The 25,950-nt window shown below is 53.4% G+C and carries 25 protein-coding genes and 1 pseudogene; 9 read left to right on the top strand and 17 right to left on the bottom strand.

All coding sequences use genetic code 11. From position 1 onward, the window contains the following. Positions 1–556: 556 nt before the first annotated feature. The 5 genes from murP to gltP form a co-directional block, all read right to left on the bottom strand. A complete protein-coding gene (murP, locus tag ACXI0A_RS03295) occupies positions 557–1,996 on the bottom strand; it encodes a PTS N-acetylmuramic acid transporter subunit IIBC (RefSeq protein ID WP_476150391.1) in 1,440 nt (479 codons plus the stop codon). Further along, positions 1,996–2,907, bottom strand: a complete 912-nt coding sequence (murQ, locus tag ACXI0A_RS03290) for an N-acetylmuramic acid 6-phosphate etherase (RefSeq protein ID WP_476150393.1) — start codon at positions 2,905–2,907, stop codon at positions 1,996–1,998. The genes murP and murQ overlap by 1 nt, the downstream gene beginning before the upstream one ends. 149 nt (positions 2,908–3,056) lie before the next feature. Continuing rightward, complete coding sequence (locus tag ACXI0A_RS03285; protein ID WP_224932184.1) at positions 3,057–3,461, bottom strand: type II toxin-antitoxin system HicB family antitoxin; 405 nt, start codon at positions 3,459–3,461, stop codon at positions 3,057–3,059. A gap of 108 nt (positions 3,462–3,569) precedes the next feature. Further along, positions 3,570–3,746: a type II toxin-antitoxin system HicA family toxin gene (locus tag ACXI0A_RS03280; protein WP_476150394.1), complete on the bottom strand. Its 177-nt coding sequence runs from the start codon at positions 3,744–3,746 to the stop codon at positions 3,570–3,572. Positions 3,747–3,970: 224 nt separating this feature from the next. Then, positions 3,971–5,272 carry a glutamate/aspartate:proton symporter GltP gene (gene gltP, locus ACXI0A_RS03275; RefSeq protein ID WP_476150395.1) on the bottom strand — a complete coding sequence of 434 codons (1,302 nt, stop codon included), beginning with the start codon at positions 5,270–5,272 and terminating at the stop codon, positions 3,971–3,973. A 581-nt stretch (positions 5,273–5,853) separates the two neighbouring features. On the opposite strand from gltP, the pseudogene acs reads away from it, so the two are divergent. The 3 genes and pseudogenes from acs (at position 5,854) to ACXI0A_RS03260 (ending at position 10,086) form a co-directional block, all read left to right on the top strand. Beyond that, positions 5,854–7,810: pseudogene (acs, locus tag ACXI0A_RS03270) on the top strand (acetate--CoA ligase). Positions 7,811–8,107: 297 nt separating this feature from the next. Further along, on the top strand, positions 8,108–8,437 hold the full coding sequence (locus ACXI0A_RS03265; protein WP_224932180.1) for a DUF485 domain-containing protein: 330 nt from the start codon (positions 8,108–8,110) through the stop codon (positions 8,435–8,437). Then, positions 8,434–10,086 (top strand): cation/acetate symporter ActP, encoded by a 1,653-nt coding sequence (locus ACXI0A_RS03260; protein WP_476150396.1) that lies wholly within the window; start codon positions 8,434–8,436, stop codon positions 10,084–10,086. Before ACXI0A_RS03265 ends, ACXI0A_RS03260 begins: the two co-directional genes overlap by 4 nt. A gap of 85 nt (positions 10,087–10,171) precedes the next feature. On the opposite strand, the gene ACXI0A_RS03255 is transcribed toward ACXI0A_RS03260, so the two are convergent. From ACXI0A_RS03255 to ACXI0A_RS03245, 3 genes are all read right to left on the bottom strand, one after another. Further along, the gene (locus tag ACXI0A_RS03255; protein WP_084936080.1) at positions 10,172–10,717 is read right to left on the bottom strand and encodes a YfaZ family outer membrane protein; all 546 of its coding nucleotides are present in this window, start codon (positions 10,715–10,717) and stop codon (positions 10,172–10,174) included. A 119-nt stretch (positions 10,718–10,836) separates the two neighbouring features. Further along, on the bottom strand, positions 10,837–11,532 hold the full coding sequence (locus tag ACXI0A_RS03250) for an LrgB family protein (protein WP_476150398.1): 696 nt from the start codon (positions 11,530–11,532) through the stop codon (positions 10,837–10,839). Continuing rightward, entirely contained in the window at positions 11,525–11,950 is a 426-nt protein-coding gene (locus tag ACXI0A_RS03245) for a CidA/LrgA family protein (protein WP_224932178.1), read from the bottom strand. Before ACXI0A_RS03245 ends, ACXI0A_RS03250 begins: the two co-directional genes overlap by 8 nt. Positions 11,951–12,055: 105 nt before the next feature. Between ACXI0A_RS03245 and ACXI0A_RS03240 the strand changes: the two genes are divergently transcribed. Then, a complete protein-coding gene (locus ACXI0A_RS03240; protein ID WP_476150400.1) occupies positions 12,056–12,958 on the top strand; it encodes a LysR substrate-binding domain-containing protein in 903 nt (300 codons plus the stop codon). A 289-nt stretch (positions 12,959–13,247) separates the two neighbouring features. On the opposite strand, the gene ACXI0A_RS03235 is transcribed toward ACXI0A_RS03240, so the two are convergent. Further along, entirely contained in the window at positions 13,248–14,897 is a 1,650-nt protein-coding gene (locus ACXI0A_RS03235) for a Na+/H+ antiporter (RefSeq protein ID WP_476150401.1), read from the bottom strand. 139 nt (positions 14,898–15,036) lie between these two features. After that, entirely contained in the window at positions 15,037–16,386 is a 1,350-nt protein-coding gene (locus ACXI0A_RS03230; protein WP_224932173.1) for an NCS2 family permease, read from the bottom strand. A gap of 49 nt (positions 16,387–16,435) precedes the next feature. On the opposite strand from ACXI0A_RS03230, the gene ACXI0A_RS03225 reads away from it, so the two are divergent. Further along, the gene (locus tag ACXI0A_RS03225; protein ID WP_476150403.1) at positions 16,436–16,699 is read left to right on the top strand and encodes a hypothetical protein; all 264 of its coding nucleotides are present in this window, start codon (positions 16,436–16,438) and stop codon (positions 16,697–16,699) included. A gap of 114 nt (positions 16,700–16,813) precedes the next feature. On the opposite strand, the gene ACXI0A_RS03220 is transcribed toward ACXI0A_RS03225, so the two are convergent. The 3 genes from ACXI0A_RS03220 to soxR form a co-directional block, all read right to left on the bottom strand. After that, positions 16,814–16,975 (bottom strand): hypothetical protein, encoded by a 162-nt coding sequence (locus tag ACXI0A_RS03220; protein ID WP_476150405.1) that lies wholly within the window; start codon positions 16,973–16,975, stop codon positions 16,814–16,816. 125 nt (positions 16,976–17,100) lie between these two features. Beyond that, positions 17,101–17,763: a glutathione S-transferase N-terminal domain-containing protein gene (locus ACXI0A_RS03215; protein WP_476150406.1), complete on the bottom strand. Its 663-nt coding sequence runs from the start codon at positions 17,761–17,763 to the stop codon at positions 17,101–17,103. Positions 17,764–17,807: 44 nt separating this feature from the next. Then, positions 17,808–18,284: a redox-sensitive transcriptional activator SoxR gene (soxR, locus tag ACXI0A_RS03210; protein ID WP_034826898.1), complete on the bottom strand. Its 477-nt coding sequence runs from the start codon at positions 18,282–18,284 to the stop codon at positions 17,808–17,810. 97 nt (positions 18,285–18,381) lie between these two features. Between soxR and soxS the strand changes: the two genes are divergently transcribed. Further along, a complete protein-coding gene (gene soxS, locus ACXI0A_RS03205) occupies positions 18,382–18,810 on the top strand; it encodes a superoxide response transcriptional regulator SoxS (protein ID WP_224932168.1) in 429 nt (142 codons plus the stop codon). 251 nt (positions 18,811–19,061) lie between these two features. Next, entirely contained in the window at positions 19,062–19,343 is a 282-nt protein-coding gene (locus tag ACXI0A_RS03200; RefSeq protein ID WP_200573642.1) for a YjcB family protein, read from the top strand. Between the two features lie 55 nt (positions 19,344–19,398). Here ACXI0A_RS03200 and ACXI0A_RS03195 read toward each other — a convergent pair whose 3' ends face one another. Together ACXI0A_RS03195 and ACXI0A_RS03190 are read right to left on the bottom strand one after the other, a co-directional pair. Continuing rightward, positions 19,399–20,349, bottom strand: coding sequence for an ATP-grasp fold amidoligase family protein (locus ACXI0A_RS03195; protein ID WP_224932166.1), 951 nt, complete (start codon positions 20,347–20,349; stop codon positions 19,399–19,401). 8 nt (positions 20,350–20,357) lie between these two features. After that, positions 20,358–21,614, bottom strand: coding sequence for an oligosaccharide flippase family protein (locus ACXI0A_RS03190; RefSeq protein ID WP_476150409.1), 1,257 nt, complete (start codon positions 21,612–21,614; stop codon positions 20,358–20,360). Between the two features lie 527 nt (positions 21,615–22,141). Between ACXI0A_RS03190 and ACXI0A_RS03185 the strand changes: the two genes are divergently transcribed. Further along, positions 22,142–22,537, top strand: coding sequence for a transposase (locus ACXI0A_RS03185; protein ID WP_034826907.1), 396 nt, complete (start codon positions 22,142–22,144; stop codon positions 22,535–22,537). 900 nt (positions 22,538–23,437) lie between these two features. Here the strand turns inward: ACXI0A_RS03185 and ACXI0A_RS03180 are convergent. Further along, a complete protein-coding gene (locus tag ACXI0A_RS03180) occupies positions 23,438–24,391 on the bottom strand; it encodes a DMT family transporter (protein ID WP_224932161.1) in 954 nt (317 codons plus the stop codon). A gap of 72 nt (positions 24,392–24,463) precedes the next feature. Then, the gene (locus ACXI0A_RS03175; RefSeq protein WP_476150412.1) at positions 24,464–25,294 is read right to left on the bottom strand and encodes an AraC family ligand binding domain-containing protein; all 831 of its coding nucleotides are present in this window, start codon (positions 25,292–25,294) and stop codon (positions 24,464–24,466) included. A 124-nt stretch (positions 25,295–25,418) separates the two neighbouring features. Here ACXI0A_RS03175 and ACXI0A_RS03170 point away from each other — a divergent pair, with 124 nt between their 5' ends. Beyond that, positions 25,419–25,946, top strand: coding sequence for an isochorismatase family protein (locus ACXI0A_RS03170; protein WP_476150414.1), 528 nt, complete (start codon positions 25,419–25,421; stop codon positions 25,944–25,946). Positions 25,947–25,950: the final 4 nt, after the last annotated feature.

Below are 25,950 nucleotides of genomic sequence, written 5' to 3'. Positions count from 1 at the left end.
CATCGCGAGGGATACAACGGCAGGAATAACACCAACCCCGATGAGCAATTAATTTCTGAGAGCCACTGTGTGAAGAAAGTCTGGTGCAGCGAATAAGAGGTTAAAACTGTTTTTATAGATTAATTGGCTTTAGGTATAGACTTTTCTGCCATCGGACGCAAAAGGTAAATAGGGGTAACCCATTGTCATATTGGCGAAATATTTGTGAGATGGGAGAAATTATTGACAACAATTGAGGCCAGAAGTTTCCAATAATTAGCCTGCTATCTTATTAATAGTTTCTTTATTTTTTCTTAGCAGTTTACTTACGAATGGCACGGCATGTTCGGCAATATCAGCGCCAGGCTAAGCGATACGGCTAATTACAAAAGCGTGACATATATCACATTTAAAATCATTCAATCATCAAGGTTTTTCCGGTCTATCCTCCGCAGCAGCGCGACATCTCAGGCTTCATTTCAGAGGCCTTCGAAGAGGCCTCGTCGCGAGGACAGCTAATGTCTACGGGAACGGGCTCACTACACGTAGAGCGCCGCTGCGGTGGATAGCAATGGCGTTAGCTGAGATCGACGCCTTTGGTTCCGGCCCACCAGGTAAAGGCAAATCCACCGACCCACGCCACGATTAATCCGGCGAGATACACCGCCATACCGGCAAAAATCCCCTGCGAAGAGGTCATCAGCGGCAGCGTGACAAGTCCAGACGGCCCGAACACGGTATTCATCCCCACGGGCAGCCCGAGCCAGGCCACCAAACCAATGAAGAATCCCCCCAGCGCACCGCCACAGCAGGCGGTAATAAATGGCTTCAGGCGCGGCAGCGTAACGCCATAAATTAACGGTTCGCCCACGCCCAACAGGCCCGGCACAATTGCGCCTTTGATTTGAGAACGCAGTAACGAGTGCTTCTCAGCTTTGCACCACAGCGCGAGAGAAGCGCCGACCTGGCCCGCACCCGCCATCGCCAGAATCGGGAATAACGAATTAAATCCCTGGGTTTCCATCAGCGCAAAATAGACCGGAATAAAGCCCTGATGAATACCGAACATCACCGCAATTAAAAACAGCCCGGCCAGGATTGCGCAGCCAAACGGATTGTTATTCAGATGAATAAACAACCACGACATACCTTTAAATAACTCACCGCCAATCGGCATAATCACCATGAATGTCACTGCGCCGGTAATCAATAAGGTGAGCAGCGACGTCAGGATCATATCGAGATTATCGGGAATGATTTTACGCAGCTGTTTTTCAATCCAGGCACCAAATATTGCCGCCAGTAATACGCCGATAATATTGCCGCGCGGGTCAATCGCCATGCCAAAAAAATCTGACATGCCGCTGTAATAGCCCACTGTGGCTTTCGGCATATAGCCCAGCACAAACAGCGACGCGATGATCGCACCATTGACGCCGGTGCCGCCAAAGGCTTTTTGCGCGTTGTAGCCAATCAGAATGCTCAGGAAGGTAAACAGTCCCTTGCCGAATACCTTCATGTAGGCCACGGCGTCCAGCAGCCACTGCGCGTGTTCACCAGGCTGGTTAAGGTGGAATATCTGCTCAATCAGCGTGGCAAATCCCAGCAGTAAACCGGCACCAATAAAACCGGGGATAAGCGGTGTAAATATGGTGGCGAAGCAGGAAAGAAAGCGATGTAGCGCGCTGGTTTGCTTCGCTTTCATCTGCTGCTTTTGGGCGGCGGCAAGGGTGCTGAGATCCTGCGGCTTTTTCGTTTCATCGCTGTCCAGTAACTCCTGCATTTTCTCTGCGGCGGTTTGCGCTTTGCCTGGGCCAAGAACAATTTGCAGCTGCGCATCGCTGTCGATCACGCCCAATACACCGGGCAGCGTTTTGAGACGCGCATGATCGACTACTGTGGCATCCGCCAGCGTCAGGCGCAGACGCGTCATGCAGTTGCCACACTGCACAATATTATGTGCGCCTCCCACCGCTTGCAGGATGTCGCGCAGTAATCCTTCGGTGATGGCGGCCATTATTGCGCTCCTGCATCACGTAACGCGTTACGGATAAAGCCGCTGTTTTGCTTTAGCAGCGCTTTGGCCTCGCTGGCATCCAATCCTGCCAGCACCATCACAATCGCGGTTTTGCAGTGACCGTGACAGGCGTTCAGCGCCTGCTGCGCGGTGGCATCGTCGCAGTCAGTGGCCTGCTTGACGATGTTGATTTGGCGCTGCACCAGTTTTTGGTTAGTGGCTTCGACATCAACCATCAGGTTGCCGTACACCTTGCCACTGCGGATCATCGCGCCGGTGGTCAGCATGTTCAGCACCAGCTTTTGTGCCGTGCCGGCTTTCATGCGTGAAGAACCGGTAACCACTTCTGGCCCCACAACCGGGGTGAGCGCCACATCCGCAGCCTGTGACATCGGGCTGTTGGGATTGCAGGTTAATGCCGCGCTGAACGCGCCCTGCTGTTTCGCATACGCCAGCGCGCCCAGCACATACGGCGTACGACCGCTGGCGGCAATCCCCACCAGCACGTCATTGGCATTGAAATCGATGTCCTTTAAATCTTGTGCGCCCTGCTCGACGTTGTCTTCCGCATTCTCCACCGCCTGCAAAATCGCGGTGTGGCCGCCCGCAATCAATCCCACGACCTGCGAGCGAGGTGTACCGAAGGTCGGTGGGCACTCGCTGGCATCGAGAATACCGAGGCGGCCCGACGTGCCCGCACCACAGTAAATAAGGCGCCCGCCTCTACTGAAGGCTGCAGTGATGGCATCCACCACCTGCGCAATCTGCGGCACAATCGCCTCCACCGCCAATGCCACTTTTTTGTCTTCATCATTAATGACGCGCAGCATCGCTTCTGTTGAAAGCTCATCAATGTTTTGGCTCGCCGGGTTACGGCCTTCGGTGATCATCTGGCTGAGGTCGATCTGCATTACGCACTCCTGATAAGAATAATTTATTCAAAAAACTATATACCATTTTGAATTGTTAATTCCTGTTCGGCCATCAAGTTTTTGTAATTTTTGCCGAGGCAGGCATAAAAAAACCCGCCGGATGGCGGGTAGAAGTTGAGTGATGGCCGTTACGCGTTCGCTAATTCTCTGCGCGCTAACTCCGCCAGAAAACCGCTGCGTGAACCATACTCACGATGAGACTCGACATAGCTATCAATTTTGCTGAGTAGGTTTTGCGGCAAGGTAATATTGAGCTTTACCGCTTTGCCTTCGAAGCGACTCAGATCGATCTCCACGAAAGCCCAGTAGCCTCCCTGGCACGCCTCATCTTGAATGTGAGTCTCAATATCTGCCGCTTTAGGGATGGCTTTGCCGGCATCCGCTAAAGATTCTACGTGTACATCAATCGCGTTAAATGCATCGCGCAGCGCATCATCTACGCTTTTGCCTGCAAAAAAACATCCCTCCACATCTGGCACAAAACCTGACCAGCTATTGTCCTCTGTCTTATGCAGATAAACGGGGAATCTCATGTTCAGTCCTCACTAAAAAGAAATATTCAGGTAGGAATTCATTGCAATGTCTGCTGCAACTGACATTGCTAATTTTTTCCAAATCGGGGGCATTGCCCCCGTATACATTTAGTCCATTAACTTGATTAACTTACGTAATGTTCCAATTGTCAGGTCTTTTTCAGGATGAGGAAGTGAGATGTGATACGGCTTATCTGCTCTCACAAACACATGGTGGCTGCCTTTTACTCGGTCTAAAACCCAACCGCGCTCCAGCAACATCCTGATCAGCTCCCTGCTGCTCAATCAAACCTCCGGTTATCTTAGCGCTAATAATATACCCACCATAACCACAAAACAAAGTCATTAGTGGTTATGGTGGGTATGAAATTAATCACAATTCCGGCGGCCAAACATCCAGGACACGTCTTGAATTGATATAAAAAAACCCGCCGGATGGCGGGTTTCGTTAGCGACGAATCAAGGTGCATTACGCAACTGAAGTCGTGATTTCGTTACGGCCAATGGCCTTAACTGGCGTTTTGCGTGCGCAGTTGCAGCTCGTAGGCTTCGGCCTGTTTGGTGTCGAACTGGTTTTCCCAGCGTGCAATTACCAGCACCGCCAGCGCATTACCGATCACGTTCAGTGCGGTACGCGCCATGTCCATGATTCGGTCCACACCGGCGATAAACGCCAGGCCTTCCAGGGGAATACCCACGCTGCCCAGTGTTGCCAGCAGCACCACAAAGGAAACGCCCGGCACGCCAGCGATACCTTTTGAGGTCACCATTAACGTCAACACCAGAATGATTTCATCGGTCAGCGACAGATCGATGCCATATAGCTGCGCGATAAAGATCGCCGCGATGCTCTGGTACAGCGTTGAACCATCGAGGTTGAACGAATAGCCGGTCGGCACCACGAAGCTGGTGATGGCTTTCGGCGCACCGTAGGCTTCCATCTTCTGCATGATACGTGGCAGCACGGTTTCTGAACTGGAAGTGGAATACGCCAGAATCAGCTCATCTTTCAGAATGCGCATCAGCGTAGTAATACGCAGTTTACACATACGTGCGACCGTTCCCAGCACCACGAAAGCAAAGAACAGAATCGCCACGTAAACCAGCAATACCAGCTTCGCCAGCGGATAGAGCGAGGCAAAACCAAAGTTAGCAATGGTGACGGCGATCAGCGCAAACACGCCAACCGGCGCATAACGCATGATCATGTGCGTCACTTTAAACATGGTTTCGGAAATCGAACGGAACACGGTCACCAGCGGATCGCGATGCTCTGAAGGCAGTGCGGACAAGCCCATACCAAACAGTACCGAGAAGAAGATAATCGGCAGCATGTCGCCCTTCACCAGCGAGGCGAAGATGTTCTGCGGGATGAGCGACAGAATGGTGGTGACCAGGCCGTGAGGAGCACCTTGCACCGCCTGGGTTGTGGCTTCGTATTTAGAGATGTCCACCGTTACCAGCGTAGACATATCAATGCCGCTACCTGGCTGGAATACGTTGGCCAGCGTAATGCCGACCACAATGGCAATGGTGGTGATCACTTCAAAATAGACGATGGTTTTGACACCAATACGTCCGAGCTTTTTCGCATCGCCGACGCCAGCAATGCCGACAATCAGAGATGAAATCACAATCGGCACCACAATCATCTTGATCAGATGAATAAAGATGTCGCCTGCAGGCGTGAGAAGGTTAGTGATTAACCATTCACGATCGTCTGGCTGATTATGCAGTACGGTTCCGACGATAACGCCGAGAATCAAGGCAATCAAAATTTGCCAGGCAAGGGTGAGTTTAAAACCTTTCATAACGCGTTACTTTCCTCAGTAAAAACCCCTTTGCTCCTCTGCGAAGGTGCAGAAGACATGACGCACAGGGAAGTGAGCAAAAGCCCGATAAAATAGAGGGTTATAGTGGGCTGCATCAGATACTGCTGCGTAAGCATTTTGCGCTTGCGCGATGATGCAGCCTGAGTGGATACCTGCTGAACAGGGCCGAGATAAGTACCATTTTCACTACGGTAATTGCAAGCCCTGGGGGGTTAGCGCAAATCCTGCGCAGCTGAGTAGCATAAAATGCTGACATTTACTTTTAGTCATAACTCGCTGTTATGAAAAGTGTTAATTCGATAATTTTCCGCATAGCTATTCAAATTTGGGCAAAAAACACCCCGGCGCGTTTGCTGATTATTTAACCAGCAGCAAGGTCTGATTTCGGCTAAAGCAACAGATTGGGTCTCATTTCTTTCGGTGAAGAACAGTATGAATTCGGGCGCTTTTCAGGCATACAAAAGGTCGTGATCCAGACTGCAAAATAGAAACAAAGCCCGGTCGTGCTCTTCAATTAACCTTTGATTGACATATGATTAACATCTTCAAGGAGGTCAGCCATGAGCCAAATACATAAGCATCCTGTACCCGCTGCCGTCGCAGCGAATGCCCTGATTAATGCCGATCAGTATGCGGCGCTGTATCAACAATCGGTTGACGATCCCGACGCCTTTTGGGGTGAACAAGGTAAAATTCTCGACTGGATCAAGCCTTACAGCAAGGTGAAAAACACCTCCTTTGCCCCGGGCAATATTTCGATTCGCTGGTATGAAGACGGTGCGCTGAATCTCGCCGCCAACTGCCTTGACCGCCATTTGCAGACGCGTGGCGATCACCCGGCGATTATCTGGGAAGGCGATGACGCCAGCGAAAGCAAAACCATTACGTTCCGTGAACTGCACGGCGACGTGTGTCGCTTTGCCAATGTGCTGTTGAGCCTCGGCGTGAAGAAAGGCGATGTGGTCGCCATCTATATGCCGATGGTGCCAGAAGCGGCCGTGGCGATGTTGGCCTGTGCGCGTATCGGCGCAGTGCACTCTGTTATTTTCGGCGGCTTCTCGCCGGAAGCGGTGGCCGGTCGCGTGGTGGATTCCAACGCCAAACTGGTGATCACCGCCGATGAAGGGGTGCGCGCCGGTCGCAGCATCCCGCTGAAGAAAAACGTCGATGATGCACTGAATAACCCAAAGCGTCACCAGCGTGAAAAACGTGGTGGTGTTCAAGCGCACCGGTAAAGATACCGGCTGGCGCGAAGGCCGCGATTTGTGGTGGCACGAGCTGGTGGCGAAAGCCAGCGATCAGCACGAACCGGTGGCGTTAGAAGCCGAACATCCGCTGTTTATCCTTTATACCTCCGGTTCCACCGGCAAACCGAAAGGCGTGCTGCACACCACCGGTGGTTATCTGGTGTATGCCGCCAGCACCTTCAAATATGTGTTTGATTATCATCCAGATGATGTCTACTGGTGCACCGCCGATGTGGGCTGGATCACCGGTCACAGCTATCTGATTTACGGCCCGCTGGCCTGTGGCGCAACCACTCTGATGTTTGAAGGCGTGCCGAACTGGCCGAAGCCGAGTCGCATGGCTGAAGTGGTCGATAAACACAAGGTGACCCTGCTTTATACCGCGCCGACCGCGATTCGTGCCCTGATGGCCGAAGGTGATAAAGCGATTGAAGGTACGCATCGCAGCAGCCTGCGCATCATGGGCTCCGTTGGTGAGCCGATCAACCCGGAAGCCTGGGAGTGGTATTACAAGAAGATTGGCGATAGCCGCTGCCCGATTGTTGATACCTGGTGGCAGACTGAAACCGGTGGCTTCATGATTACCCCGCTGCCAGGCGCGATTGAGCTGAAAGCTGGCTCGGCTACTAAGCCGTTCTTTGGCGTGCAGCCCGCGCTGGTGGATAACGAAGGTAACGCGTTAGAAGGGGCGACCGAAGGCAACCTGGTGATCAACGATTCATGGCCGGGACAGGCGCGTACGCTGTTCGGCGATCACGACCGCTTCGAGCAAACCTACTTCTCCACCTTCAAAAACCGCTATTTCAGCGGTGACGGCGCACGCCGTGATGAAGATGGTTACTACTGGATCACTGGCCGCGTCGATGACGTGCTGAACGTCTCTGGTCACCGTCTCGGCACCGCAGAGATCGAATCGGCGCTGGTGTCACATCCGAAGATTGCGGAAGCGGCGGTTGTGGGTATTCCTCACAGCATTAAAGGTCAGGCGATCTATGCTTATATTACGTTGAATCACGGCGAAGAGCCGTCGCCAGAGTTGTATACCGAAGTGCGTAACTGGGTGCGTAAAGAGATCGGCCCGATTGCCACGCCGGATGTGCTGCACTGGACCGACTCGCTGCCGAAAACCCGCTCCGGCAAGATTATGCGTCGTATTCTGCGCAAAATCGCGGCGGGCGATACCAGTAATCTCGGCGATACCTCAACCCTGGCCGATCCGGGCGTGGTTGAGAAATTGCTGGAGGAGAAGCAGTCCATCACCATGCCGTAACCGGCATCGACGCGACGGAGAGTGTCAGCCTGTCCTCGGCAGGCTACTCTCCGTCATCCCTACCTTACGCCGTACGCTTTTCACCATCGCATAACCTATACCCAAAATAATTCGAGTTGCAGGAAGGCGGCAAGAATGAGAATTCCAGGAGCTTACTGAAGTAAGTGACTGGAATGAGCATACGCTGCCAACGCACCTGCAACTTGAAGTATGAAGGGTATATATAATTAGAATATTCAGTCATTTATATCATTTAATCGTGAGATATCTGCCTGCCTTTCCTCTGGAGAAACTGTGATGAACGAAGCCCTAAATCAACAGGAAGCAGTCTGGCAACAAATCGAGAGTAACCCGCGTTTTCAGGAACTGGTGCACAAGCGCCAGGCCTTTGCGCTGTTGCTCAGTATCATCATGCTGGTGTTGTACGTCGGCTTTATTTTGCTGATCGCCTTCGCCCCTGGCTGGCTCGGTACACCGCTGCATGAAGGCACTAACGTCACCCGCGGGATACCCATCGGCGTTGGCTTAATTGTGGTGTCTTTCCTGCTCACCGGCATCTATGTCTGGCGTGCTAACGGCGAGTTCGATCGCCTGACCAAACAGATTCTGAGCGAGGTGAAATCATGAAGCGCCTGTTCTCAGCCTTGTTAGCGGTGGTGCCCGCCAGCGTGTTTGCCGCCGACGCCATTACCGGCGCGGTGCAAAAACAGGCCACCAATTATGAAGCCATCATCATGTTCGTGGTGTTTGTGGCGGCCACGCTCGGCATCACCTATTGGGCCTCCAAACGCACCCGTTCACGTAGTGATTACTACACGGCGGGCGGCAATATTACCGGCTTTCAGAACGGTCTGGCGATGGCCGGTGACTTTATGTCTGCGGCATCGTTCCTCGGTATTTCGGCGCTGGTTTATACCTCGGGCTACGACGGGCTGATCTACTCGCTCGGCTTCCTGGTGGGCTGGCCGATGATTCTGTTCTTGATTGCCGAACGCTTACGTAATCTCGGGCGTTACACCTTCGCCGATGTGGCGTCTTATCGCCTGCAGCAGAAACCGATTCGTACCCTGTCAGCCTGTGGCTCACTGGTGGTGGTGGCGCTGTATCTGATTGCGCAGATGGTGGGTGCGGGCAAACTGATTCAGCTGCTGTTTGGTCTCGACTACCATGTCGCCGTAGTGCTGGTGGGGATTTTGATGGTGATGTATGTGCTGTTCGGCGGCATGCTGGCCACCACCTGGGTTCAGATCATCAAAGCCGTGCTGCTGCTGTTCGGTGCCAGCTTCATGGCGATTATGGTGATGAAAACCACCGGCTTCAGCTTCAACACCCTGTTTACCGAAGCGATGGCGGTCCACCCGAAAGGCGCGGCGATTATGCAACCGGGCGGGCTGGTGAAAGATCCGATATCGGCGCTGTCGCTCGGATTAGGACTGATGTTCGGTACCGCGGGCTTACCGCATATCCTGATGCGCTTCTTTACCGTGGCGGATGCACGTGAAGCCCGTAAGAGCGTGTTCTGGGCCACCGGTTTCATGGGCTACTTCTACTTCCTGACCTTTATCATCGGCTTTGGCGCTATTCTGCTGGTCGGCGCGAATCCGGCCTTCAAGGATGCTTCGGGCGTACTGATTGGCGGCACCAACATGGCGGCGGTGCATCTGGCGAATGCGGTCGGCGGCAGTCTGTTCCTCGGCTTTATTTCGGCGGTCGCTTTCGCCACCATTCTGGCGGTAGTTGCCGGGCTGACGCTGGCCGGTGCGTCTGCGGTATCGCATGACCTTTATGCCAGCGTGATCCGCAAAGGTCAGGCAACTGAGCGTGATGAGCTGCGCGTGTCGAAGATTACCGTGCTGATCCTCGGCGTGGTGGCGATTGTATTGGGCATCGCGTTTGAGAAACAGAATATCGCCTTTATGGTCGGGCTGGCGTTCTCGATTGCGGCCAGCTGTAACTTCCCGATTATTTTGCTCTCAATGTACTGGTCAAAACTGACCACGCGCGGCGCAATGATTGGCGGTTGGCTGGGGCTGATTACGGCGGTGGTACTGATGATTCTCGGGCCGACTATTTGGGTGCAGGTTCTGGGGCACGCCAAACCGGTCTATCCGTATGAGTATCCGGCACTGTTCTCAATGGCGGCGGCGTTTATCGGTACCTGGCTCTTCTCGATTACCGATCACTCCAGACAGGGTGCTGAGGAACGGGCTAAATTCCGTGGTCAGTTTATTCGCTCTCAAACTGGCGTAGGGATTTCGCAGGGTAAAGCGCATTAGGAATAAAAAATGCCGCCATGAATGGCGGCATTTAGAATGTGCGCAGATTAAACCGGTGCACCTTGAAGTGCGCCGGCTTCAATCATTAGAAACGCAGTGATGCGCCCACATACGGGCCATCGACCAGTACGTTGTCTTTGCGGTCGCCTTTGTTATTCAGCTCGATGTACTGATAACCCACACGCAGGTTCAGCAGTGAGATCGGGGTGAAGCTCAAGCCACCTGACGCTTCTTTGTAGCTGTCCAGACGATCGGAGAACGCTTCAGGCGCATAGTAGTATTCGCCGTACAGGCCCCACATGCTGTTGAAGTTGTACTGTGCACCGGCACCGACGGCAACGGTGAAGCCATCACGACCATCTTCAGGATGGGTGAACAGTGCTTTGGCGGTTGGCGCCAGACGGAAATCGCCCAGATCGATGTTATAACCCGCACCTAAACCGTAGGTGCTGCCGTCGTGATCGCTGCGCAGCCAGTTGCCTTTCAGGAACAGGCCAGGAGAAGTTGTGCCGAGGCCAAGGTTCAGGTTGGTGCTATGCTCACCCACGTCAACACTGCCCTCAATCGCCTGTGCGCCGCTGCTCAGCAGTGCCAGACCCAATACGCTTCCAGTAACAAGTTGCTTAAACATATGATTCCACTCCATGAAGGACAAATAAGTCGGCGCAAAGGGTAACAGCCTGAGAGCAGGAGACAACTTTATTTGGAAAGCTTTACGTAAAAATCGATGACAGTGCGCAAAGCGGCCGATTAAGCCGCCCACAGCAGGTGGCTCAACAGCGGAGCCAGAATCACCGTCACCACGCCCGACAGCATCATCACCAGGCTCGATACCACACCCTCTTGCTGTCCCAATTGATAAGCGCGAGCCGTGCCTGCACCGTGCGATGCAGCGCCAAAACCTGCGCCTTTCGCCACGCCCTGTTTGATCGCAATACGCAGAAACAGCACGTCGCCAACTGCCATGCCAAACACCCCGGTGATCACCACAAACAGCGCCACCAAATCCGGCTGGCCGCCAATCGGTAATGCGGCTGCGAGGGCAAACGGTGTGGTAATTGAACGTACCGCGAGGCTGCGTTGAATGGTTTCCGGCAACATCAGCAGTCGCGCCAGCCATACGGAACTGCACACCGCCACCAGCGTGGCGGTTAACACGCCGACACTCAGCGATAGCCAGTGACGCTTAATAATCTCCAGGTTCTCATACACCGGCACCGCAAACGCCAGCGTTGCCGGGCCCAGCAGCCAGATCAGCCAGTGGCTCTCGGCGATGTAATCTTTCCAGCTGACGTGTGTCAGCAGTAGCAGCGCCACCAGCACCACCGGCGTCATCACCAGCGGCATCAGCAGCAATGTCTGTTTGCGGCGATAGAGACGTTTGTTGACGTAATAGACCAGCAGCGTCAGTGCCAGACACAGCAGGCTAATGACCAAATCAGCCATGATGCGCCTGCTTACGGGCGGCACGCGCCAGTTCAAAACGGTAAAGGCGATCGACCACCAGCGAAGTCGCTGCCAGCACCAATAAGGTACTCACCGCAATCACCACGCAGATGCGCCAGCCCTCGCTGCGCAGCAAATCACTGTAATTGACCACCGCCACGACGGCAGGGATAAAGAAAAGTAGCATTTCTGCCAGCAGCCAGTTGGCACCGGCTTTCACCCAACGCAGTGGCACCACGCGCGTCATGATCAGTAGCAACAGCACGACCATCCCCACCACATTGGCGGGCAGCGGCAGATGCAGCCAACTCACCAGTTTGTCGCTGGCCATAAACAGGCCGATATACAGCACCAGCTGTAACGGCACGAACACACGTTGCAGGATGTCCGTTCTGCGCGGACTTAAGGCCAACGCCATTTTCTTCTCTCCCCGGTATTGGATGTGGGCTTCAGTATAAATCCCGAGCAAACCGTGAAAGAAATGAATTAAAATCATTCAAACTATGCCAAAAAGGAATGCTTTATGGATGTCCGCGCCCTGCGCTATTTCACCGAAGTGGTGCGCCAGCAAAGCTTTACCCGCGCTGCCGAGAAGTTGTATGTCACGCAACCGACCATCAGCAAGATGCTGCGCCAGTTGGAGGATGAACTCGGCTGTACGCTGCTGCTGCGCGAGGGACGAAAACTGCATCTGACCGACAGCGGCCAGGCGGTGTATCAGCGAGGGTTGGCGATTCTGCAGGAGTTTCATCAGCTGGAAGCGCAGATCGGTGATATCAATGAATTGAAAACCGGTGAACTGCGGCTGGGCATCCCGCCGATGGTGGGGATGCAGATCGCTGGTTCGATCTCCGCGTTTCGCCGTCGCTATCCCGGCGTGCAATTAAAGATTGTCGAGTCCGGCGGCTTAACCGTGCAGCAGGCGGTGCTGAGTGGCGGACTGGATATCGCCCTCACTGCGCTGCCGGTCGATGCCGATCTGCCGCTCAATACGCTGGAACTGATGCGCCATCCTTTGTGCGTGCTGCTGCCACGTCACGCGCAGTGGCTCAATCGCAGTAGCCTGGGTCTGAAGGAACTGGCGGCTCATCCACTGCTGATCCTGAATGAGGAGTTCTCACTCAATCGCCAGCTGATGAAGGCGTTTCAGCGTCAGGGACTCACGCCGGACATTGCAGTGCGCAGCGCGCAGTGGGATTTTCTGGCAGCAATGGTGCAGGCTGAAATGGGGCTGGCGATTTTACCCGAGCCGATTTGCCAGCGGCTGGATAAGCAATCGCTATTGTGGCTGCCGCTGGAATCGGAACTGCAGTGGAGCCTGGGGTTGATTTGGCGAGAAGGCAGCTATTTGTCGCGCAGTGCGCAGGCGTGGATCGATTGCTGCCGTGAGCACTGGCCGGATGCGCCGCCACGGTTATCGGTGTAGCGGCGCTATATGTTGTCAGGCGCGCATCAGTGCGGGTTGTTAAAAAGGGGCACGATAGTAGAGGCCAGAGCGCCCCTGCTGCTGCAAGGGCTATCCGCAGCGCTGAGGCTTTTACGTTGGGCCAGGAGCCAGGCGCAGGGATGCGGCTGGCAGTTCGGGTTGGCCAGGACGGCCTTACCCGAACGGTCCGTAGGCACGACGTGGAAGCCGAAGGCACCGCGTCAGCGGCGCGAGGACGGCCCGGCAGCAGCAGAGGTGCTCTGGCCCGCACTCCATCAGGCCGCCTGGTTTACTCCTCTTTCTCAATCAGCAACGCTTCCAGCAGATCGAGATCGCGCAGCAGCTTCTGCATCGTCTCGTTAGAGATCTCCTGCGTGGCGCGTAGGTGATAGACCTCGGCGCGCTCAGCACGCAGCGCATTGAGGCGGAAACGGCGCTCCAGGTTTTCGGCAAACAGCGCCTGATCGACCTCATCTTTGCCCACCACACGGCGACGCAGGTTGCCAATCACCCGCAGACTGACCTCTTTCAACAGTTCCGGATCGATATTCTCTTCCGCATCGTTTTCCAGCCGCTGCTCCATTTTGTGCAGGCTTTCAATCGCCACATTGGCCATTGCCGCACGCGCATGCTGGATTTCACGGCGATGTCCCGATTTGTCGGTGCTTTCCATACCGCGTAACAATATCGGCAGCAGAATCACCCCGACAAACAGCGAGAACAGAATCACGCCGGTGGCAATAAACACCAGTTCATAACGCGCCGGGAACGGTTCGCCATTGCTGAGGAACAGCGGAATCGACAGCACACCGGCCAGCGTAATGGCACCACGCACACCGGCAAAAGAAGCGATGAGCAACTCACGGAATGAGTAGTTAGAGAACTCCAGCGGCTTCTTCTTCAGGAAACGCAGGCTGGCACGCTGCATCATCCACAGCCAGCCAAAGCGCACAATCATCAATGCGCCATACACCAGGGCGACATCGGTAAATAGCATCCACAGCTCGACGTTCGGATCGGCAGTCGCCTGCTGTACCGATGTTTCAAGAATGTCTGGCAACTGCAGGCCCAGCATCAGGAACACCATGCCGTTAAACACAAACTCCAGCATCTGCCACACGCTGTTTGCACGTAAACGCATCGCCAGCGGTGCCTGGCGGATGATGCCAGAACGGGTAATGGTCATACCCGCCGCGACTGCCGCGAGGATGCCTGACACGCCCAGATGTTCGGCAATCAGATAAGAGGCGAAAGGCAACAGCAGCAGCAGCACGGTTTGCGTTGCCGGATCGTCACCGCTCCAGCGGCTTAACAGACGTAGCGAGCGGCCATATAGCCAGCACACAGCCACACCCGCGACCAGACCGCCGATCGCCACTTTGAGGAACTCCACACTGGCGCCGCCCCAGGTAAACACCATGGTGCCCATCGCCACCGCAACCGCAAACTTCAGTGATACCAGGCCGGATGCGTCGTTCATCAGGGCTTCACCCTGCACAATCGACATGATCTTTTTCGGGATACGCCCTTCCCCGACAATGCCGGAGAGCGCCACGGCATCTGTAGGAGATAGCACCGCCGCCAGTGCGAATGCTGGGATCAGCGGAATACCCGGCACCAGCCAGTAAATCAGATAACCGATCCCGACCACGGTAATCAGCACCAGCACCAGCGCCAGGCCCATGATCTCGCGTCCGTGGTGCAGGAATTCGTTAATCGGCGTTTTCCAGCCATCGGCAAACAGCAGGGGCGGAATAAACAGCACGAGGAACAGTTCGGGGTCAAAATCGACATGCAGGCCGAAGCTCGGCACGGCTAACAAGGCACCGGCGGCGATTTGCACCAACGGCAGGGGAATTTGGAACGGCAATATGCGCGCCGCCACGCCGGAGAGTGACACCACCAGCGTCATGATGAGAATAGTAAAGAAGATTTCCATGCTTTCCTTAGGCGAATCAATTTCATTAAAGCGATGTTGTTGCGCTGGAAAGTGTAAAACAAAACGCCGCACAAAGGGGCAACCCTGCGTGCGGCGTGGACCAGAAAGAGACTTATCTGGAATTAAGCGCGTTCAAAAGTCAGATGGCCCAACCACCGGCATAGAAGGCCACCAGCGCAACAGCAATCACCACCGTGCCCACGTTCAGCTTGCGCCATTCACCCGCAAAGATGCGGCCAATCACTAACGAGCCGAAGCCGAGCATGATGCCGGTGACGATGTTGCAGGTCAGCACGATGAACACGGCGGTGACCAAACCCGACATCGCATCGACGAAATCATTGAAATCGATCTTCGCCACGTTGCTCAGCATCAGCAGGCCAACGTACATCAATGCCGGTGCCGTCGCGTAAGCCGGCACCAGATAGGCCAGCGGAGACATAAACAGAATCAGCAGGAACAGCAGACCGACAACAATCGCCGTCAGGCCGGTTTTACCGCCCGCTGCCGTTCCGGCTGCCGATTCGATATAAACCGCCGCAGGCGAAGCACCGACCAAACCGGCGAACAGGCTGCTGACGGAGTCGGTAGTCAGCGCGCGGCCACCGTTGATAATCTGGCCGTCTTTATCCAGCAGATTCGCCTGGCCCGCCACCGCACGAATGGTGCCGGTGGCATCAAACACGGCAGTCATTACCAGCGCCAGCACACTTGGTAAAACCACTGGCTGCAACGCGCCCATGATATCAAGGCTAAACATCGCGGATTGGCCGTTGGCATCCTTCAGGCTCGGCATAGCGAACAGCCCCTGATAAGTCACCGCCGGGTCAAAAATCAGTCCCAATACAGAGATCGCCACGATGGTCAGCAAAATACCGCCTGGCACACGACGCTTTTCCAGGCCAAAAATCGCCGCCAGACCAATCAGCGCCATGATCACCGGGAACGAGGTGAAATGACCGAGTGCCACCGGCAAGCCCGGTGCCGGGTTCTTCACCACCAGGCCAATGCCGTCCGCCGCAATCAGCAGCAGGAACAGACCAATACCCACGCCCGTGCCGTGCGCCACGCCCATCGGCAGGTTACGCAAAATCCATGCGCGAATCCCGGTGACCGAAATCAACGTGAACAGCAAGCCCATCAGGAATACCGCACCAAGAGCAACCGGCACGCTAATGTGTTGGCCGAGCACCAGGCTAAAGGCGGTGAAAGCAGTCAGTGAAATCGCACAACCAATCGCCATGGGCAGGTTGGCCCACAATCCCATAATGATCGAGCCGAAGCTGGCGACCAGGCAGGTTGCCACAAACACAGCGGTCGGAGAGAAGCCGGCTTTACCGAGCATACCCGGCACGACAATGACGGAGTAAACCATGGCTAAAAAGGTGGTTAACCCCGCCAAAATTTCCTGACGCACGCTGCTGCCGCGTGCCGAGATGTTGAACCAGGCGTCCAGTTTTCCACTGGCCGGGCGTGAATCGCCAGACATAGTAAATCCTCTGCGTTTTTTAAGATGTAATGAGCCCCACGGCCCGCGTTTGCGCATCATCCTGGTGAAGGTTCTCAAAGAGAAAAGAGGCAAACGTTTACGTGGCCGCGTATTCCAGGTCGTAAAAGGGGGGACACGGAAAAAGGCAAACGATTATCTGGCGTTTGCTATGGGGTTTTCAACTACTAATCGATTATCAGGCAGGATAAAGCGCAGACTGGCGCGGGTTAACAATGTGGTTACACTGTCCGGGGCGATTTTTTGGGGCGCGGAACTGGCTGGAAAATCACGATTTTTCCCATTCATCGTATAAATTCCCCTCACAAACTGCACACAAGGTATGAGGTTGCTGCAACTTGAAGCGATGACCAACTTGAGGCCCAGCAAAGGCCCGCACGAGGAGCAAAGCCTTCACACCATGGATGACTTAAAAATCACGGCCTGCTCCATATATCGCATAGTTTTCCTCACCAACTGCGCCAAAGGTATAAGGTTGCTGCAACTTGAAGCGATAACCAACTTGAGGCCCAGCAAAGGCCCGCCCGAAGAGCAAAGCGTCCGCGCCATGGACGGCGCGGCCGATCTGCATGGATGCGTGATTCCTTTGCGATCGGGCGGGCCTTTGTTGGGCATGGCACCCAACCCACAGCGCTAATCCACAGCACCCAACCCACAGCCCCCAACCTTTAGCGCCCCCTCGCTAACCTTAGTGCATTAACTGATCGTAATCGCCCCGCCCTGCTCAATCGCACGTTGCCAGGCGGCGCGTTGCTGCATCGATTCCAGCCAGCGCGCGGTGGCCGGCATCTCTTGCAACGATCCCCGCACTTGCAATGCCAGCAGCGGGAAACTCATCTGCACATCGGCGATGCTAAACCGCGACCCGGCGAAATAACGATGCTGGCTAAGATGCTGCTCAATCACGCCACCGTGCAGCTTCAACTGCTTATTCAGCCAGGCCTTCTGAATCCCTTTACTCAACGCCACGCCTGCCGGACGTAAAATCCACGGCACCGGCTTCTTCCCGAGTTGCCCAAACACCAACTTCATCACCAGCAATGGCATCAGCGACCCTTCCGCATAATGCAGCCAGTAACGCGCCTGAATCTGTTCATCCTCATCAGCGATGGCGAACAGATGCTCGCTATCATATTTTTGCTGCAGATACTCCAAAATCGCACCCGACTCGGCGATCACGCGATTGCCATCGGTAATCACCGGCGACTTACCCAGCGGATGAATCTTCTTTAATGAATCCGGCGCCAGCAGCGTATCTTCGCGCTGATAACGTTTAATTTGATACGGCACCGACAGCTCTTCCAGCAGCCATAACACACGGTGCGAACGGGAATTTTCCAGATGGTGAACGGTAATCATGCGGTTTTCCTTGCCGGTCAAAGTCTCCCGGCAAGTATAGCGGATTAACCTTTATGCTCGTCCTGTTCAGGGTCGAGCAGCACCGCTCCCGAACCTTGCTGCGCCAGACGGTCACCAGGATTACGCAGCGGGCAATCGCGCATCGACAAACAACCGCAGCCAATACACCCATCCAGATCGTTACGTAAGCGCGTCAGAGTTTCGATACGCTTATCCAGCTCTTCTCGCCAGTGCTGTGTCAGCGCATCCCACTCCTGGGTCGACATACGCTTATTGGCCGGCACGTGCATCAAACTGTCGCTGACAGTGGCCAGCGGAATGCCGATGCGTTGCGCGATCTTGATAATCGCCACGCGGCGCAGCACATCTCGGCTGTAACGCCGTTGATTGCCGCCATTGCGCGAACTGAAAATTAAACCTTTGGTTTCATAAAAATGCAGCGCGGATACGGCCACGCCGCTACGTTTAGCCACTTCACCCGGCGTTAACACCGGCTTTGGGTAATTGCGTTCTTTTTTCATTTAAGGCCTTTACCTCAAGTTAACTTGAGGAATTATACTCGCACCCCATCAAAACTTCGAATTTCAAACCCGATAAACCTTTCAGAAGGATGAGGCTATGATGCAACAGGAAATCATTCATTCACTGACACACTGGATCGATGAAAATCTGGATAAGGCCCTGTCGATCGATGAAGTGGCGGCTAAATCCGGCTACTCCAAATGGCACCTGCAGCGTATGTTCCGTACCGTGACGAAACAAACGCTGGGTGGCTATATTCGTGAGCGCCGCCTCACGCTGGCTGCGGAAGCGCTACGTCAGACGCAGCGTCCAGTGTTCGATATCGCGATGCAATACGGTTACGACTCGCAGCAAACTTTTTCGCGCGTGTTCCGCCGTCAGTTTTCTCAAACGCCAACGGCCTATCGTCACACCATGCGCCGTCAGGCGATGACTCAGCGCCCGCGTCTGCTGAGTTTTGATTGCAGTGATAGCATGAACAGCTTCGCTCAGCGCACCACCGGCGAGTGCTGCCCGGTTCAGTGACATTCTGCGCGCCCTTCGCGGGCGCACCTTCCCGCCTCACCCTCGATTTCTCCCCCGCTTCGATAAAAATCTTTCTACCATACCAGGTATAAATTTTGTTCAAACTTTCAAATCGAGTGATATAATGTGACCCAAGTCACAGATTTCGCCCCGCGTAAGACGGCCAGAAGGGCCTCCCTGACCCTCCTTCTTTGCCGCCAGTGATGTCCAATCAACGTCAGGGATATTACTGATTTAAGAGGTTTTTGCAGATGGCTACGTTAACCACCAGTTTAATCGTCATGCGTTGGGAGCTGCTCAGCGCCATCATGATGTTCTTCGCCAGCACCATGAAAATTAAACTGCGTCAGAACAGTCACCACGTGATGGCGCTGATGTGTGGCGGCATTGGTGTGGGCATGTCCTGCTGGTTCGTCACCGGCCTGCTCGGTATTACCCTGAGCATGGAGAATCTGCATAACTTCATGGAAATCTCCAAAAACGCCTTCATTGAAGTGATGAGCCAGACGCCTGCTGATTGGCCGATGCCTTAATCGCAGCCAATAAAAAACCCCGCTGAGCGGGGTTTTTTATTTTGCTGTGTGATACTCAAATTTTCTTCAATACGGCTGGAATAGCCACTTCCGGCACTGTAACACCCGGTATCTGCGTACCGCGGCGGTCTTGAATCCACATATCACCCATCATCTGGTTTAACCCACGATCCAGACCTGTCACCAGCCCGGCCCCTGGCGTAAACGTCAGCTCGCCAAAGTAAATCCGATCACCATCGATGTACCAGTCCACACGTACATAATCAAAATCACTCGCCAGCGTTTTGCTCAGCGCTAATGCGTGCTGTAACTGCGCCATAATCGGAGACACATCCAGCCCGGTATCGCGGATTTTGTGATAGGCCTCATTGAGGTTGTTCACATAGAAATTCATCGACAGTAAGGGGTTACATCGGTTGTAAATCACCTGCAGCACATACTCAAAGCTGCCGTCGCGCTTATTGAACATGTGAAACTTGTAATCAATCGGCGCAGTTTTGCCATCACCAATGTACTGCTCCACCAAAATACGTGGCTTGATGTAGCGGTAGTGAATCTCACGCGCTTCATTGGCGAAGTCGGTTTTCAACCAGCGATGGCAGTCACTGATAATGTTCTGTTTCTTAAGCGCATCCGGCTCTTCCAACAGGATTTCCACCATATTGGAACCGTGATTGGGCTTGATCACCGTATTCTTCCAACTTGGCAGCGTATGCAGCGAGTGTGGATCGCTGGTTTCATACACCAGCGGGATCAGGTATTCACTACCCACTTTCTCGGCGATGTATTCGCGCACCGAATATTTATCCGACAGGCGGCCATAGATTTGGTAGTCGCCAAAAACGAATTTCCGGTACAGCACCTTCTCATTGAACACTTTCGGCTGACGCAAATTGGGCAGTTTGCGGAATTTATGAAAGTAGTAGATGCGGTCCTGGTAAGCCCAGGGCATCTTCTTGATGAAGTACTGGACACTTCTTCTGAGTTCATCTTTCAACTTGAGCATATCTGACCTCATTTGTAGGTTTTGTAGTTGAGTGAGGAAACTTGAATCTTCTGAATGACGCCGTTATTGAAGAAGTAATTCATTACGGTGAGGGACAGAAGTTCAGAGATGAAGACGCTCCAGGCGGCACCCATGATGCCGTAGCCCTGGATCAACCACCATGACAGCGGCAGGCTGATCACCATCAGGCAGACGATCTTCTTCAGCAGATAGTTAAATCCGCCCTCTTTCACCATGTAGCGATACGCTACGGTCCCCATTGCCGAAAAGCAGGTTGCTAACGACAGTAACGTAATGAGACTCCCTGACTGTGTGTACTCGTGACCATATAAAGCGATGATGATTTGTTCGCCATACAGCGCGATCACCGCTAACAACAACAATGAAACACCCATGACATAGCCGTTCAGCCGCGCAGTGAGCTTGATGGCGGCTGCTCCGCGCTCCCGGAAGATCTCCGAGAAGCAGGAAGTGATGATGGCAACCGGGATGAAAATCCAGGACGCCGCAATGGTATTAGCGGCCGCAAACAGGCCGAGGTCGCGAGCTGAGACAATGCCCGCCAGAAACATCTGGGCTGCCTTAACCTGCACGGAGATGAAAATGCTGGAAATCGCCAACGGTAAACCGGCGTACAGCAGATAGCGCAGGTAGGTATTACGCTTCTCCTGCGGTGGTGCCATGTCCTGGTTTTCGCGATAAAAGTTAGACCGTTTAATGACGTACGGCACCAGCGTAACCATGACAATCGAAAGCGTCAGCCACAGGGGGTTGAGGTGCAGCCAGGCGATGGTAAAACTCAGGATAAAGCCCAACAGCAGGCCAACCGAGTTAGCTACCGTGTTAAGCCGGGAAGCCAGACGCGCGTTGTTGTATACGCTGAAGGTGTCCTGCGTCACAAAGACGGAGGAGATAAACGAGGCCAGGGCAAACGCGAGGAAATTTTCCTGCATGTTGTACCACACCCAAATCAACACCGGAATGGAGGTCAGCAGCAACAAGACCAACCGCATGGTGCGGGCCACCGTCATCAGGCGCAGGCCTTTCGGCGCGCTCTTGCTGATGCGTTTGAACAGGATGGTTTCGGTACCGAAAATCGCTACGGTCTGTACCATCGAAAACAACGAGGTTGAAAACGCCATTTGGCCGAATATGGTCGGGCCAAATGACTTCGCCACGTAGGAGGTCACAAATATGACGCCAAACACCGAGACGATCTTCTCAGACATCATCCAGGCGGCATTAGACATTACGCTCAATTTCATCGACTGATCCTTAGTATTACTTACAGCAACTGCCTTTCGGTACAACGTCCTTGAAATGAATTAACAAGCGCTCAGTGGGCCTGACTTAAATTAATAACTTCAAACCAAACTGGTCCGAAAAATGAGACTCCCGTCAGGATTCTTTGAATGAATTCAGGAAAATTCCGATTAAACATGGTGCGAAACTCTGCGGATGTAAACGATTTCAGCCTGAATTCGAAGCAAAGGTTTACTGGCACACCCTGTGATTTTCACAAACAGGTTATGCCGTATTTCCAATGATTGTAGTATTTTTCTGCATTTGGGATGGAATGAATCTATATCAAAAACCCAAAGCCAGGAAGGCGTTCAATGTCATTCAGAATAAAATAAGATTTATCCCATGATGATATTTATTCTAAATAACTTAATTTAAACCTCGCAATTCTAATCGCGCACTTTAATACTGCATTAATACTCTTTTTGCAGTACCAGATATTAATACAGTAATTCTCATCCACTAATTGATAAGAAAGGTAAGAGCATTTATGAGAAAGTCACGATATAGCGAAGAGCAAATCACAAATGCCATTAAAGCTTCTGAAACGGGAGTGAAAGTCAGGGAGATTTGTGAAGAGCTTGGCATTTCCGAGGCCACCTTCTATAGCTGGAAGAAAAAGTTCTCTGGGCTTTCTTCAGAAGAGGGTAGAAAAATCAAAGATTTGGAGGATAAACTACAAAACCTTACCCGCGAGCTGCAGTCACTGAGTTCCGATAAAGAGATGCTGCAAAGTGTGCTGAAAAACTTCTTCACCACTAATGAGAAGCGTCAGGCCGTTAACTTCCTGCAAACTACCTTCGACATTGGAACACGTCGTAGCTGCCGCTTGCTGGATATTAGCCGCAGTGTTTACCACTATCCTTCAGGTTCCGATAATCGCTAACACCATTGAGACCGTTGTTATTTGACTTAATGCTGAGATTTGTTCTTACCAGAAGAGATGAAGATCATTTAATTCGGCGTTCGTAACATAACAATTCGCACCATTTTTTCCTGATGAATATCATCGCGGATTTGCTTCCTTTTTTGCGGTAAAATTGATTCACATCAGCAAAAGTCTCGCTATTCAAGCCTTTTAGACGCAGCCCAATCTCATTTCGGTGAGATTGGTGCTTCGTTTATTACTTTATCGACATTAATGTTCAGACCTGAATGCAGATAAATCTGTTAAGCAGTGATGAACAACGACATGTAATCGCTCACACACTGACTCTTCTTTTTATTGGACCTGTCACTTTAGGTGACGATCACGAATCGTCATTTAGCCAGAGCGATGCTCTGATAACAGCACCAGGATTCATCCGGATTGGAAACGTTATCATACCTAAACAATTACAGTTAAAAATGGCAACTAATGAGAAATATCGCCCGGTAATTCATCTCTGTGTTTAATCATTTTTTTATGTGATTTCAGCGGATGAATCTCAACCTGATAGCTTCGCCTTGAGAAAATCGTGGCTTATGGCAGTGATTTTCAGTGCCAAATCGCAATAAAAATGCATATAGAAAACATTTTTAACGCTCTCAACGCATACTTTTCACCCGTTCCTGAGACTCATCATCCCCGTTTCACCCTGTTGAGAGAGTGGAGGAACCCTCAGGACGGTGCAGGTGTTATGACAAAGTGACGTCAAAACAGGGAGCGTGAAGAGAGGGAAAGTTATATCGCGGTGGTAATTGAGGATAAAAAAAGCGAGTGGTCGCGCAAATCAGAGGGGGCAAATTCCTAAAAACACTAGAGAAAGCGCTGCTGAGCACCCTGCCCAGCAGCCAGAAATTCACGTCAGAGCGCACTGACCTGTGGCTGCGGTTTGATACGCATCGCGTAGATCACGCCCACGATCAGACATCCAATACCGATGCCGGTGAGCAGCGGCGGCCAGCTCTGCCGCCAGAGGAAAGTCCACAACAAACCCGCCAGCGTTTCGAACACAATCAGTGGCCCCATGATCACCGTTGGCACTCGCTGGCTGGCCGCATTCCAGCATAGCGTGCCCAGCCATGAACAAATCAGGCCAATCCCCAGCATTAGAAGGAGAAAGCGTGTGGGCTGCGGGCCAAAGGGCAATGCGAAGTCAGGCTGCTGCCAGTACAGCTGGCCGCAGACTAATAAATAGAACACCAGCGCCAGCGGTAAGGTCACCAAACCCTGTGCCGTCGCCCAGCTACCGGCTTTGTGCTGGGGATGTGCCCGCAACCAGATACCATTGCGCAGCGGATACCAGGTCCAGCATGCGACCGCTAATATCGCCAGCAATAATCCTGTCAGGTAGCGCGACCATTCAAAATCAGGCCCCTGCATCTGCATCTCGGCAGCGTTCACGCAGGCCAGACCGGCAGCAATAATCAGTAGCGCCGGGAAAAGCTTACGCCAGGAAAGTCGCCCTTCAAGGTGACCGTAACAGAGGTTGGCCGTCACGGTGATCACCACCGGTAACGTGCCAATAATCATGGTCGAGATCGGCGCACCGGTGCGCTGGATAGCACTGGCGAGGCAGGCGTAATAGAGCAGATTACCGACCAGCGACAGTTTCAGCGCTTCCAGCCAATCTTTGCGCGCCAGTTGTTTAAGACGGCGGCGATCCAGCCACGCCAGCGGCAGTACCACCAGACCGAATGCCACATAGCGTCCGGCTGATTGTAGGGTGCCCGGATAGTCTGGGATCAACAGCGGGCCGACAAAAATCAACCCCCACATCAGTCCTGCGGCAAGTGCAAACACGATTCCTGCAAACATTCTCTTTTCCTTTATGACCTTTCCGCCGCAGTGTGGCGTAACCGGATAAAAAAGGCTTGTAGCAGATTGCGGTTAACGTGAGGGGAAAACTTGCTTTTGATAGCGCCCTGGCGTGATGCCATAGCGATGGGCAAACGCGCGCGTGAGGTGTGCCTGATCGGTCAATCCAACGGTCGCCGCCACCGAAGCCGCGCTTTCTCCCATCCCTAAACGTTGCTTGGCTTCGAACAGGCGAAAGGCCATCAGCATCTGGTGTGGCGTAACATGGAAGTGTTGTTTGAAGCTGCGGAGAAAATGCCACGGCGACAATGACGCCAGGGCGGCCAGCTCATCGAGGCGAACCGGCTCCGCCAGGTTTTCGCGCAGATAAGCTTTTACCGCATCAAAGCGGTGGGCGCCCTCTTCTGGTCGGGATTTTCCCTGATGCGCCAGCGGGCGTAACTGTTCCAACAGTTCCAGCAGCAGCCCCTCGCGTTCAAGCGCGCTGTTGGCTTGCCACATCTGTGCCAGTCGCTGGGAAAAGGGCTGTGCCAGGCGGATATCCGTGCGCAGCGCCTCACTAAACCACCAGTGACGATCGCCGGTCAGGCGCTCCATCTCCTGCGGTTCAATATAGATCATGCGATAACGCCAGCCCTCATCACAGGCTGACTCCCCGGTATGCAGCTCATCAGGATTCATCATCACCAGCGAATGCTGTGGTGCCGTGTAGTGCGTGCCGCGATAGCGAAAGCGCTGTGCCCCGGATTCAATGGTGCCGATGCCAAAGGCTTCATGGGTATGCGGCTCAAAGGCGTAACGCGAGATGTGCGCCTGATAAAGTTCGATACCGGGCAGTTCAGCGAAATGCTGGAACTGCGCTTGATCGCACTTATCAGGAAAGATTTCCGGAACCACCTTCACGTCACACCTCCCAAAAACAGGTTAATTAGCATGCGCGGTGGCGGGCTGAAATGCAAAGCGGATTTGCTTTACCTGCAGGCGTAACAATCGCGATACTGTCATCCAGTCTATAAAGGAGGCGGTGATGGCTAATCGGGTTGTAGTGGTAGTGGATATGCAAAACGGCGTGCTGGCTTCGCCACGTTTCGATCGTGACGGACGTTGTCAGCGCATCAATCAACTCACGGCAGCAGCCGATCAGGTGATTTTTATTCAGCATGTTGGGCCAGGCCTGGAAGTAAACAGCGAAGGCTGGCAGATCGTGCCGGAATTGGAACAACCAACCAATGCGATCTACGTTAATAAGACCGCCTGTGACAGCTTCTGGCAAACCGACCTGGCGGCTCAGCTTGATCAGCATGACATTGAAAGCTTTGTGATTTGCGGCTGCGCGACCGATTACTGCGTGGATACCACCATCAAGGTTGGCGCCAGCCTGGGTTATCACATCACCGTTGCCGCCGATGCGCATACCACGGCCGATCGGACTTACGTTTCCGCACAACAGCAGATCAATCAGCACAATGAAATTTGGGCGGATTTGATTCTGCCGGGTAATCCGGTGTTCGTGCGTGATACTGAAGATTTACTGCGGGAGTGGCGACCACATTGATGTA

Source organism: Pantoea sp. C1E2 (assembly GCF_056491465.1).
The sequence above is the reverse complement of the archived record's forward strand: the minus strand, read 5'-3'. Positions and strand labels throughout refer to the sequence as shown.

Coding starts and splice junctions, on each gene's coding strand:
- ACXI0A_RS03195 (WP_224932166.1), bottom strand. CDS start 20,349: ATGCTCAAGTTGAAAGATGAACTCAGAAGAAGTGTCCAGTACTTCATC.
- ACXI0A_RS03170 (WP_476150414.1), top strand. CDS start 25,419: ATGGCTAATCGGGTTGTAGTGGTAGTGGATATGCAAAACGGCGTGCTG.
- ACXI0A_RS03220 (WP_476150405.1), bottom strand. CDS start 16,975: ATGCAGATCGGCCGCGCCGTCCATGGCGCGGACGCTTTGCTCTTCGGG.
- ACXI0A_RS03245 (WP_224932178.1), bottom strand. CDS start 11,950: ATGGCGTTGGCCTTAAGTCCGCGCAGAACGGACATCCTGCAACGTGTG.
- gltP (WP_476150395.1), bottom strand. CDS start 5,272: ATGAAAGGTTTTAAACTCACCCTTGCCTGGCAAATTTTGATTGCCTTG.
- ACXI0A_RS03235 (WP_476150401.1), bottom strand. CDS start 14,897: ATGGAAATCTTCTTTACTATTCTCATCATGACGCTGGTGGTGTCACTC.
- murQ (WP_476150393.1), bottom strand. CDS start 2,907: ATGCAGATCGACCTCAGCCAGATGATCACCGAAGGCCGTAACCCGGCG.
- ACXI0A_RS03185 (WP_034826907.1), top strand. CDS start 22,142: ATGAGAAAGTCACGATATAGCGAAGAGCAAATCACAAATGCCATTAAA.
- ACXI0A_RS03190 (WP_476150409.1), bottom strand. CDS start 21,614: ATGAAATTGAGCGTAATGTCTAATGCCGCCTGGATGATGTCTGAGAAG.
- murP (WP_476150391.1), bottom strand. CDS start 1,996: ATGGCCGCCATCACCGAAGGATTACTGCGCGACATCCTGCAAGCGGTG.
- ACXI0A_RS03265 (WP_224932180.1), top strand. CDS start 8,108: ATGAACGAAGCCCTAAATCAACAGGAAGCAGTCTGGCAACAAATCGAG.
- ACXI0A_RS03255 (WP_084936080.1), bottom strand. CDS start 10,717: ATGTTTAAGCAACTTGTTACTGGAAGCGTATTGGGTCTGGCACTGCTG.
- ACXI0A_RS03240 (WP_476150400.1), top strand. CDS start 12,056: ATGGATGTCCGCGCCCTGCGCTATTTCACCGAAGTGGTGCGCCAGCAA.
- ACXI0A_RS03260 (WP_476150396.1), top strand. CDS start 8,434: ATGAAGCGCCTGTTCTCAGCCTTGTTAGCGGTGGTGCCCGCCAGCGTG.
- soxR (WP_034826898.1), bottom strand. CDS start 18,284: ATGAAAAAAGAACGCAATTACCCAAAGCCGGTGTTAACGCCGGGTGAA.
- ACXI0A_RS03215 (WP_476150406.1), bottom strand. CDS start 17,763: ATGATTACCGTTCACCATCTGGAAAATTCCCGTTCGCACCGTGTGTTA.
- ACXI0A_RS03180 (WP_224932161.1), bottom strand. CDS start 24,391: ATGTTTGCAGGAATCGTGTTTGCACTTGCCGCAGGACTGATGTGGGGG.
- ACXI0A_RS03200 (WP_200573642.1), top strand. CDS start 19,062: ATGGCTACGTTAACCACCAGTTTAATCGTCATGCGTTGGGAGCTGCTC.
- ACXI0A_RS03285 (WP_224932184.1), bottom strand. CDS start 3,461: ATGAGATTCCCCGTTTATCTGCATAAGACAGAGGACAATAGCTGGTCA.
- soxS (WP_224932168.1), top strand. CDS start 18,382: ATGATGCAACAGGAAATCATTCATTCACTGACACACTGGATCGATGAA.
- ACXI0A_RS03230 (WP_224932173.1), bottom strand. CDS start 16,386: ATGTCTGGCGATTCACGCCCGGCCAGTGGAAAACTGGACGCCTGGTTC.
- ACXI0A_RS03250 (WP_476150398.1), bottom strand. CDS start 11,532: ATGGCTGATTTGGTCATTAGCCTGCTGTGTCTGGCACTGACGCTGCTG.